This window comes from Komagataeibacter europaeus LMG 18890, from assembly GCF_000285295.1.
In the GTDB taxonomy this organism is placed as follows: Bacteria; Pseudomonadota; Alphaproteobacteria; order Acetobacterales; family Acetobacteraceae; genus Komagataeibacter; species Komagataeibacter europaeus.
In genome coordinates this window covers 1-10,523 of the sequence record NZ_CADP01000092.1, presented here as the reverse complement: position 1 = coordinate 10,523, position 10,523 = coordinate 1, and the positions used below count along the sequence as shown (strand labels likewise).

The 10,523-nt window shown below is 60.3% G+C and carries 10 protein-coding genes and 2 pseudogenes; 2 read left to right on the top strand and 10 right to left on the bottom strand.

The annotated features are described in order from the left end of the window. Positions 1–391: ATP-binding protein (locus tag GEU01_RS16905; protein ID WP_019086499.1), on the top strand; the 391-nt coding region annotated here is incomplete at its 5' end. Between the two features lie 107 nt (positions 392–498). On the opposite strand, the gene GEU01_RS23090 is transcribed toward GEU01_RS16905, so the two are convergent. From GEU01_RS23090 to GEU01_RS16870, 6 genes are all read right to left on the bottom strand, one after another. Next, complete coding sequence (locus GEU01_RS23090; protein WP_019087015.1) at positions 499–1,131, bottom strand: cryptochrome/photolyase family protein; 633 nt, start codon at positions 1,129–1,131, stop codon at positions 499–501. A gap of 59 nt (positions 1,132–1,190) precedes the next feature. Continuing rightward, positions 1,191–1,772 carry a PAS domain-containing protein gene (locus GEU01_RS26995; protein WP_026018823.1) on the bottom strand — a complete coding sequence of 194 codons (582 nt, stop codon included), beginning with the start codon at positions 1,770–1,772 and terminating at the stop codon, positions 1,191–1,193. 212 nt (positions 1,773–1,984) lie between these two features. Then, positions 1,985–3,409 carry an outer membrane beta-barrel protein gene (locus GEU01_RS16890; protein WP_019087013.1) on the bottom strand — a complete coding sequence of 475 codons (1,425 nt, stop codon included), beginning with the start codon at positions 3,407–3,409 and terminating at the stop codon, positions 1,985–1,987. 70 nt (positions 3,410–3,479) lie between these two features. Next, positions 3,480–4,829, bottom strand: a complete 1,350-nt coding sequence (gene eat / locus GEU01_RS16880) for an ethanolamine permease (RefSeq protein ID WP_019087012.1) — start codon at positions 4,827–4,829, stop codon at positions 3,480–3,482. Beyond that, positions 4,830–5,621: an ethanolamine ammonia-lyase subunit EutC gene (gene eutC / locus GEU01_RS16875; protein WP_019087011.1), complete on the bottom strand. Its 792-nt coding sequence runs from the start codon at positions 5,619–5,621 to the stop codon at positions 4,830–4,832. Position 5,622: 1 nt separating this feature from the next. After that, on the bottom strand, positions 5,623–7,005 hold the full coding sequence (locus GEU01_RS16870) for an ethanolamine ammonia-lyase subunit EutB (RefSeq protein WP_019087010.1): 1,383 nt from the start codon (positions 7,003–7,005) through the stop codon (positions 5,623–5,625). Positions 7,006–7,186: 181 nt separating this feature from the next. Between GEU01_RS16870 and qhpR the strand changes: the two genes are divergently transcribed. Next, positions 7,187–8,227 (top strand): AraC-like transcriptional regulator QhpR, encoded by a 1,041-nt coding sequence (qhpR, locus tag GEU01_RS16865; protein WP_026018821.1) that lies wholly within the window; start codon positions 7,187–7,189, stop codon positions 8,225–8,227. Between the two features lie 131 nt (positions 8,228–8,358). Here the strand turns inward: qhpR and GEU01_RS27605 are convergent. From GEU01_RS27605 to GEU01_RS16845, 4 genes and pseudogenes are all read right to left on the bottom strand, one after another. Then, positions 8,359–8,496 (bottom strand): annotated as a pseudogene (locus GEU01_RS27605) (IS3 family transposase); the annotation flags it as partial. A 7-nt stretch (positions 8,497–8,503) separates the two neighbouring features. Further along, positions 8,504–9,238, bottom strand: a pseudogene (locus GEU01_RS25880) (TonB-dependent receptor domain-containing protein); the annotation flags it as partial. 125 nt (positions 9,239–9,363) lie between these two features. After that, on the bottom strand, positions 9,364–10,143 hold the full coding sequence (locus GEU01_RS24715; protein ID WP_035979553.1) for a helix-turn-helix domain-containing protein: 780 nt from the start codon (positions 10,141–10,143) through the stop codon (positions 9,364–9,366). Then, positions 10,140–10,523 (bottom strand): recombinase family protein (locus tag GEU01_RS16845; protein ID WP_019087006.1); only part of this gene is annotated, 384 nt, incomplete at its 5' end. The genes GEU01_RS16845 and GEU01_RS24715, both read right to left, overlap by 4 nt.

Sequence of the window (10,523 nt, the reverse complement as noted above, 5' to 3'; positions counted from 1 at the left end):
CCTGGCCACGGCCATTGGCCGGAGCTGCATCCGCACAGGTCGGCGTGGCCGGTTCTTCAACGTGGTGGACCTGGTCAACCGGCTTGAGGCTGACAGTCGGGCGGCAAGGGCGGGTCGGCTGGCCGAACAACTCGGCCGACTGGACTTTGTCATCCTCGACGAACTGGGATACCTGCCCTTTGCCCAGTCTGGCGGACAGTTGCTGTTCCATATGATCAGCCGCCTTTATGAACAGACCTCGGTCATTGTCACCACGAACCTGTCCTTCGGTGAATGGGCCAGTGTATTCGCCGACGCCAAGATGACCACGGCACTGCTCGACCGTCTGACCCATCACTGCGACATCATCGAGACAGGGAACGAAAGCTGGCGGTTCAGGAACCGTAACTGAACCTCTCTCCAGATCCATACCTGCCCCGGCCTGTCTCCTTACGCCTACGGCTTCAGGAGACAGGCCGGCCCTTCAACAGGGGGTTAATATTGCATGCCGATCAGGGGTTATTTTTGAGTGCCGATTGACACCAGCACATCGCATGTGACGGCATCGGGCTTAAAACGCAGCGGCTGTGGCAGACCCAGCGGACCGGGTGCAGGGTTGCGATTGTCGTGGTCAAAATTCCATTTGCCTCCCGCAGGCTGGTCGCCTTCCATCAACAGGCCTGTCTTGCGGCGCATCAGCCGATAGAAATGCTCCATCCGCAGGCCCGAGCGTTTTTCAGCCCATGTGGCAAAGCCGTGGCGATCAGCCAAAAAGCGATCATCAGGCAGCAGGGTGGTGGATGGCCATTGCGCCATCTCCCGCATCAGCCGCCACTCGCCGGGCTCGGTTGCCAGCACATGGGTTGCCCCGTGCCGGGCGCAGGCCCGTCTGACCTCCCCGCCCAGACTGCCGGAATTGGCCGGATCGCGTAGCGTGACGTAATCGACCTGCCATCCGGCTGCACGCAATTCCGCCGCAAAATGCCGCATTGCCGCAAGAACCAGCGCAATTTTCTTCTTGTGATGGCGAATATAGGTGGTTTCAGTGGCGACTTCCGCCATCAGCACCACATCGTTCGCCCGGTCAGCCGCCCGAAGGGATGAGAGTGTCGGCGTCAGTTGATCGCCCAGAACGAGAACCATGCGTTTCATATCGAAAGGCTAGCATGCAGCCTCCCCGCGCGAAGCCTGACCTCAGGGGCAGATATCCATCAGAATCCCGCTTCGATCGCAAGGCGCATGGCATCGGCGGTCGTCTGCACGCCCAGGGCACGCAACATGGCGGCACGATGCATTTTGACCGTACGCTCGGACAATGCCAGCGCATGGGCGATCTGCTTGTTGCGCTGGCCCTGCGTCATCGCCAGCAACACGGCGCGTTGACGGGGCGATAGCCGTTCAACCCTGACCCGCGCGGCCACCGCGCGACTCTCGCAGGCCTCATCTGGAATCTGCATCTGGGAGCCGAGGAAATACTGAAGCTTCCCCTCGCTATCGAATATCGGCGCCACCATCACGGCATTGCGAAAGGGATGGCCGTCCTTCTTGTAGTTGAGAATCTCGACCATGACCGGGCGTTGCGCGCGAATGCCTGCGCGCAGGGCCTCCACCAGCCCCGGTTCCGTTCCCTGGCCGCTCAGGAAACGGCAGTTGCGGCCGATTACCTCTTCACGGGTGTAGCCGGTCAACGCCTCGAACGCCGCGTTGCACTCTATGATCGGGTTGTCTGGCAGTCGTGGATTGCTGATCACGGCGGCCACCATGCTGTCGGCGATCATGTCGGAAATACCCATCGGCCGCCACTGTCCCTCTTCGACGCCAGAAGCCGTCATCGCCCCCTGACAGGCGATCATACCCCGTTGGCCATGTTACCGACAACCGCCCGGTGTCCACAGATGGACGTGCATCGATCACGATGACCTCACATTGCCTTCATACACCACGATTCCATTGCAAGCCGACACCCATCCATTCACCCCGGTCAAAAATTGACGTCGCCATCGTTTCAGAACGACCAGATCGCATCACAACTGAACCAGAGCATGTTGTTGGTCCCGTTGGTAACCACCGGATTGGCCACGGTGCCGGACTGGTTGAAAGGCCGCGTGCCGTTGAGGGATTTATCCAGCCGTATTTCCGGGCGGATGGTCAGCTTGCCCAGCGCCATCCGACGGTTGATGAATTCAGGCCGGTAGGACACCCCAAGCGTCAGCGCGCCATAGGTTGTGGGCGGGGCCGCGTAATACGGAAAAGGCTGGTTGGTCAGGGATTTGGTGAACGAGGTAAAGCCTGCATATTCCGTAATGACACCGCCGGTATTGTCACGGAATATTTCGCCACGGGCGTTGAATGTCAGCCATGGACGGATATCCCACGCCACGTAACTGCTGATGCCATACGCGTCATCGCGCAGGCCGTCATCATGCAGGTAGGTGCCATCCACCGTTAGCGTGACCCGGTTATTGACGTGGTACGTGGCCATGATGTCGCCGTTGTACTGCATCAGGTGATTGGCGCTGCGACCCATGCCCGCGCTGGTCCAGCCGCCTGCACTAACGGCGCGCCCGTTATTGCCCTGTGGGCCGAAATGGCCGATGGCATGCAGGCTCAGCCTGCCATGCATCAGTTTGTTCCACGCAAAGCCGAAATAACCCTTGGGCTTGTTATTGTTTCCTGATGCCCCGAAGGTGGTGGAGTTCCCGGCGTCAACACCCAGTATCCAGTCCATGGTCCGGCTCAGGTGCATGGTCGCGACAATGCCGACCGTCTCGAACGGAACGATATAGTCGGAGGCATAGTTGAAGGTATAGAACGGCCGTGCCAGAGACGGCGTGCCCTCCGACCCCATAAGGCCATACATCTGGCCGATCTGCACATCGATCCCCTTATGGTAAATCCACGGCAGATGCACATCCAGATGCGCCTGCGTGGGCACCCACTGGTACAGCCCCGTCAGCGAACCCGACCCCATGCCGATGGTGGGATCGAAGCGGGCATCGGAGCCATACATGGCCTCCAGCACGAAGCCGATCCCGTAGCCTTTGCCCACATCGGTCACCGCGTGGGAAAGAGAGCCCATGATCTGGTTCATCGTGACCGTATTGGCGCGGTCGGTATAGAACTGGCCGAAGTTGCGGCCGGAGCGGGTCCATGGATTGCCGGAAACACCTGCTTCGATCTGCACATGGCCTTCCAGCCCATCCCAGTATGTGCGGGCATGGCCGGGACGGGGGTGAAAAATATTGCCCGCGACCGGGGCGGGCGTCACGTCCTCGGCCGGTTCGGTTGCTTCCAGCGGGCGTTCTTCCTCCGTAGGGATGTCGGGTGCCTGGGCCAAGGCACTTCCCCCGGCACAAAGGGCCAGCATGCACAGGCCAAAAAGACTGGAAAATGAGCGCGCGCGAACAGGCGCATGGTTTGTTTCAGCCATTCGGGACAGTTCCTGATCGGAAAAATATGGGGGAAGGAAACGGACTGCCCGCGGACAGTCCGGGCAATGCCTAGCCGGCGCGCATCCTGCGCGAGCGCGCCATGAACACGGTCGTCAACACACCCATGAGGCCGAGATAGATGCAGAATATCTCGACATTGTAGTAAATGACGGCGGTCAGCGCGATCAATGCGCCACCCAGCGCAATCGCGGGCAGCACCGGATACAGGGGCGCGCGATAGCTGCGCGCCAGATCCGGTTCCGTGCGGCGCAGGCGGAACAGGCTGATCATGCTGAACACATACATGGTCAGCGCCCCGAAAACCGACATCGTCACCAGTGTCGCGGTCAGGGACTGGCCGTTGATGGAAATCACGTTATCGGAAAAAATGGCCGCGATCCCGATGGCGCCGCCAGCAAGCGTTGCGGCATAGGGCGTATGGAAACGCGGATGGACGCGCCCCAGCACCGATGGCAGGAACCCTGCCCGCGCCAGCGCGAACATCTGCCGCGCATAGCCCATGATAATGCCATGCAGCGACGCAACCAGCCCGAACAGCCCGAGCCAGACCAGCATGTGCAGCCAGTCGCTATGCGCGCCCACCACATGTTTCATGGCCTGCGGCAGCGGGTCATTGAGGTTGGCCAGCGCATGCCAGTCTCCCACGCCGCCCGCAAACAGCATGACACCGAAGGCCAGCACCATGAGCGTCAGCACACCGGCAATATAGGCCACCGGAATGGCGCGCCTGGGGTCACGCGCTTCCTCCGCTGCCATGGCAACCCCTTCAATGGCCAGGAAGAACCAGATGGCGAAGGGAATGGCGGCGAAAATGCCCCCCATCGCCTCCCACCCGAAATGCGGCGCGCTCCCCCATCCATCATGCAGGAAATTCCCCCACGAGAACGCGGGCGCCACCACCCCCATGAAGACCAGCAGCTCGATAATGGCCGCAACGGTAATGAACAGTTCAAATGTCGCCGCGATCCGTACACCCACGATGTTCAGCGCCATGAAGATCATGTAGGCGCCAAAGGCCGCGATCTGCGGTGAAAGGGTAGGAAACTGCACATTCAGGTACGCCCCGATGGCCAGCGCAATGGCGGGAGGCGCGAAAATGAACTCCACCAGCGTTGCAAGACCCGCGACAAGCCCGCCAAGCGGCCCCAGGGCGCGGGCGCTGTAGGTAAACGGCCCTCCCGCATGCGGAATGGAGCAGGTCAGTTCCGTAAAGCTGAAGATGAACGCCGTGTAGATGATGGCCACGAACACGGTGGCAACAAGAAAACCAAGGGTGCCGGCAGTCGCCCAGCCATAGCTCCAGCCGAAATATTCACCGGAGATGACCAGCCCGACAGCAATACCCCACAGATGGAACGCACCCAGTGACTTGCTCAGATGGGTTGGGCTACTGCTCATTTACCGTGATCCTTTTTCGATGGAAGATGTGCCTGAATGGTGGAGATGCGCCTGCGGGGCGGCGTCTTTCAGCCCCACTCCGGTCAGTGACAGGCGGCGCGCCTCATGCATCAGCCATGCCAGCCTGTCCGCCGCCTGCGGTATGGACAGCCCATGGGGGTGGATGTTGGACAGGCAGTTACGCGCTGAATCCGGGCAGCCGACATATGGGGCATAGGTCAGGTAGACCCCCATGCTGTCGGCCACACTCAGGCCCGGGCGCTCGCCAATCATCATCACAACCATGCGCGCGCCGGTCGCAACCGCGATTTCATCGCCCAGCGCCACGCGGGCCTGCGTGGCAATGACCAGTGGTGCCACCGCCCAGCCGGCAAGCCGGTCACGCATCGCGTGGAACAGGGGGACCGCGCCATTCTGCACCGCCACGGCCGAAAGGCCGTCGCCCGCCACGAACACCACATCCCATGCGCCCCTGCGCAGGTGGGTGCTGCTCCCCTCATCGAGCCTGCGGCCCAGATCGGGACGACGCAGGTAGGTGGGGCGGTCAGGCGCGCGACTGGTCACGACAACCGCCTCCCCAGCGGGCAGTTGCGCGCGCATGGCGGCAATATCGAGCGCGGTGTGAACGGCGTCCCGCGCAAGGGCATGCGCACCCTGAAAGGCCAGCACATCACGCGTGCGCTGCGCGGTGCCGCTGCGCCCGATGCCGATACGCGCGCGCGTGAGGTGGCGCAGTTCGCTCCAGGCGTCATCCGGCGGCATGGGGCTGGGGGTGGGTTTTTTCGTGTCCATGTCAGGCGATCATCTGGCCGAGGCGTGTCTGCCCCGGTGCGAGTTCGCGCATCTGCCCGGATTTCACATCATACAGCCCCATCCGTTCCAGCCACGCGGCGAATTCGGGTGCCGGTTCAAGCCGGAGCATGCGGCGCAGGGTCATGATGTCGTGAAACGACAGGCTCTGGTAATTGAGCATGATGTCATCCGCGCCCGGCACGCCGATCAGGAACGAAATTCCGGCGACCCCGAGCAGCACCATGAGGTTGTCCATGTCATCCTGATCGGCTTCGGCATGATTGGTGTAACAGGCGTCACACCCCATGGGGACACCAAGCAGCTTGGCGCAGAAATGATCTTCAAGCGCGGCGCGGGTGATCTGCTTGCCGTCATACAGATATTCCGGCCCGATAAAGCCGACCACGGTATTGACCAGCAGCGGCTCGAACGCACGCGCTACGGCGTAGGCGCGGGTTTCAACGGTCTGCTGGTCCAGTCCATGATGCGCGCCAGCGGACAGGGCCGCTCCCTGCCCTGTTTCAAAATACATCACGTTATTGCCGATGGTGCCGCGATGCAGCCCCCGGGCGGCCTCATGCGCTTCCTTCAGGATGGCAAGGCTGACGCCAAAGCCTTCATTCGCCTTCTGCGTTCCGGCTATGGACTGGAACACCAGATCCACCGCCGCCCCCCTGTTCATCATCTCGATCGTGTTGGTCACATGGGTCAGCACGCAGGTCTGGGTTGGAATTTCGTAGCGGCGGCGCGCATGATCGAGCATGTCGAGCAACGCCATGCCGGTGGCCACATTGTCCGTGGCCGGATTGATGCCGATGACGGCATCCCCCATCCCATACAGCAGGCCATCAAGGGTCGAAGCCGCAATGCCCTTGAGGTCATCGGTCGGGTGATTGGGCTGGAGCCGCGAGGCCAGGCACCCGGCAAGGCCGATCGTGTTGCGAAAACGGGTAATGACGCGAATTCGGGCAGAAACCGACATCAGATCCTGATTGCGCATGATCTTGCTGACTGCCGCCGCCATTTCAGGCGTGATCCCCGGCGCCACCGCCGCCAGTGTCGGCCCGTCGGCCGCGTGCGAGAGCAGCCAGTCACGAAAATCGCCCACGGTCATGTGCGCAATCGGCGCGAAGGCTGCCCTGTCGTGGCTGTCAATGATCAGGCGCGTGACCTCATCCTCCTCATACGGCACCAGCGCCGTGTGAAGAAAGGTTTCAAGCGGTACGTCCGCCAGCGCATGCCGCGCGGCGATACGCTGCACATCCGACGTGGCCCCCAGCCCTGCCAGCACATCACCCGAACGCGGTGGAGAGGCGACGGCCAGCAGGGTTGCAAGATCAGGGAAGCTGTATGTTTCCCCGCAGAACGTGGCGTGAAATCCCATGGAACGGTATCCGGATAATGGGGCGGCCCCGTCATGACGGAGGCCAGAAAAACATTCGTTATCGTAATAATAACCATGGCGAAGTGAGGGTGACTTGACCGAAAGGGGCAAAGTTTTAACAATTTCGCACAATTCGTCTTATCGGATATAGGGCACAGACAGACTGCCAAGCGGAGCATTCATGGTTCATGCATCAAGACCGGGTGGCACCGCCATGGTGCTGGCCGCCGCCGCCCATGGCGTTGAACAGTTCATTACCCGCAGCGGGGGCGATATCGACCGGATTGCCGGGCGGGCCGGACTGTCAACGCGTCAGTTCGCCCTGCCCACTGAAAAGCTGGATCTCAGCGCCTATTGCCGCCTGTTCAGCGAAGCGGCGATCGACACGCAGGATGGCAATATCGGCCTGCGCTTTGGCCAGCAGTTCCGCCCCGACATGCTTGGCCTGATCGGGTATGTGGCGCTTCTTTCTCCCACGCTGGGGGATGCCGTGGCGAATCTGGCTTCGCATTTCGGGTATCATCAGGCCCATACCCGCACGCGGCTGGTGCGCCAAAATGGACTGCTGCATCTTGAATACGCCATCGAGGATCCCCGGATCACCCAGCGGCGGCATGATGCGGAACTGACCATGGGCATGTTCTGCAACGTCGTGCGCCACGCCATGGGGCCGGACTGGGTGCCGGAGGCAATACATTTCGCCCATGCCCGCCCCGAGCAGGCCCATGAACATGCCGATGCGTTCCAGGCTCCCGTGCGCTTTGACCAGATGACCAACGCACTCGTATTCCGGGAGGAAGGCACGGACATGCCCATGCCGAATGCGGACCCGTCGCTGCTGCAGGTCGTGCGGTCCTCGCTCATTTCGCTGGCGGGGGCGGAACACGACGTGCCTGCCAGCAACCCGTTGCGCGGGGAACTGGCGGCGCATATCCGCGGTGCGCTGGCGGTCGGTCACATCGAATTCGTGGATATCGCCCGCCGCATGGGGCTACCCCCATGGACGCTCCAGCGCCGGCTGGCGCAGGAGAACCTGACCTATTCCGCCATACTGGAGGAAACACGCCATGCTGAAGCCCTGCATTACCTCAGTAACACCAGCCATGACATAAGCGAGATCGCCATGGCGCTGGCTTACACGGAAACAAGCGCGTTCAGCCGCGCCTTTCGCAAATGGAGCGGCCAGTCCCCCCGCGCCTACCGGAAGCAGAACATGAAATAAGGGGAACATCGGCGTATGATCGCGATGTTCCCCTTCGGGTTGCGGCTTGAGGCTTGCGTGTCAACCAAAACCACCGCCGCATCTGTGAGCGCGCGCACCGAGAATTCCCCGGTGGCGGAAGTGGCCGCGCCCTCGATCGCCAGACCTTCATGATCGAAACCATCCAGAATGTTCAGGAACCAAAAAGCGCGTCCATCCACGAGCCTGTCCGCCATGAAATCCATGGACCACACCGTATCGGAAAGGGCTGAAACCGACAGCTTTTCCGGAACAGTATCAGAAGCTGGCGTTCAGCCGCCCATAGTAGTACCCCCCTGTAAACGGAATCTGTGATGCTCTGTTATCATAAGGCATTGCCCCCAGATAAGCTGCCGCAGCGGGAACAAGACGCGGGCGCACGTTGAAAACGTTATTCGCACCAACCGCCAGATGCCATTTTGAATTAAAGCGATAACCAATTTCTATATCCGTAAGCCAGCGTGGGGACTGAATAAACTGGTCAAACTGCGTGGTGGAATACCGCACGCTACTTGGTGCCCAGTCCTGGTATGTCATCATGTCAGTTGTCTGGCCGTAGCGTGTCTGTCGAATATTGATGTCCCAGTTCCCGACAGTATAAAACGCATTGAGTATGATCTTGCTACGGGGGTAATCCGTTGTAATGCTTGTTATGTCATGGAGGTTCAGGTAGTTTTCACCAAGCGCATCGGTGCCATTATGATGCAGCCTTGTGCGGTTCAGATCGAGCGCCATGGTGAGAAACAGATTACCATATTTATGAAAATGGAAAGCGTAGTCAGCCTTGATATCCAGACCCTGGGTCCGTGTGCTGCCACCGTTGGCAAGGTAGCTGGCAAATACATCGCTATATCCGGTAAACCCGGCAGGCAATGCGACACCGAGACTCTTGAAAGCCGCGGCAGCATTTTCGCCTTCCGAGCAGTCTCCTTTATTGCATCCGCCGTAATTGCTATCCTCAACAATACGATCACGCAGATTGATCTGATAGAGGCCATCGTGTGGAAAGTACGCTAAACAACGTTTAGCATGAACAGTAGAAGAACGTCTGGGCAGCGTGATCTTGCCTGAGGGCAAGCCGCTGTTTCTTTGTTGAACAACGGCAATCAGCACGGAAGTTAGCGGATGAAATATCCGCTAACGCGCCAATATGCCTGTTCACGCGAAAGTACGACGGTTTCAACCGCGTTGGGTTTGTTAGCGAAACGCGTCTGGAACTGAATGATCTGATAGTCACCCGCTGGCGCGCCCGGCAGCGTTTTTGTCTGCATCACGCTTTGGAAAGTGCGTGATGACGGGCGTCCCAACGGTTGTCGTACAGACTGGATCGTAGTGGCCCACTGCGCCGGGGTGATCTTTGCCTTGAACAGTGTGCCTGCGGCTTGCCAGCTTGCATCCCACTGCCCTTCATCAAGCAATTCGACCCATTTGCGGGCATCGGCCGATGCCTTTGTTTCGGCAGGACGGGCAATGCTTGTCGAAATATTCTGGGCGGAAACCCGGGCGTCGTCCTGCCCGCTGATGGTCAAAAGCGCTGCGGCCGCAATGATAAGAGACATGATAAGCATTCCTCCGGTAAGCCACGCCAGGCGATGCCCCGACGATCGCGGCGGTGCTGGCTCTTTGGCTCTATCCACCGAAGAAGTTGCTTCGGCACCCCCAATTTCTTTGGGGCCGACATTATTGGGGGTGCCCCCATCCATCTCGGCGAGACGTCGGGCAGCTTCACGGCTGCTCGAAACGCCCAGCTTGCGCCGCGCATCGCGTAGGCGGTCATTTATTGTGTGCACCGACAGACCAAGCGTATTGGCGATGGATTTCGCGTCATGGCCGACCAGAAGCAGACGTAGAGCTTCTTTCTCGCGCGCGCTGAGAACCACTTGATCGTCTGTTGTCATGATACAGCCGATGGTGTCGGCCGCGCGACGCCAAGACGCTTCATCTCGCGATAGACAGTCGATCGCCCGATCCCGAGCTGACGCGCCGCTTCAGTCGGCGACACGCTCGCCGCGATAAGTTTTAGCGCCGCGCTGATCTTGTCGTTGTCGAGCGGCTGCCGCCCCGGCAGCCTGCCCTTTGCTCTCGCCGCTGCAATCCCGTCGCGTGTACGTTCTGAGATCAGTCGCCGCTCAAAATGCGCAATGGCGCCGAAGACGTGGAAGATCAGCTCTCCGGCTGCGGAGGAAGTGTCGATTTTCTCCTCCAGGCTGAGCAACGCTATTCCGCGTGAGCGGAGCATGGTCACCGTTGTCAGCAACTCTCCCAGTGAACGACCGAG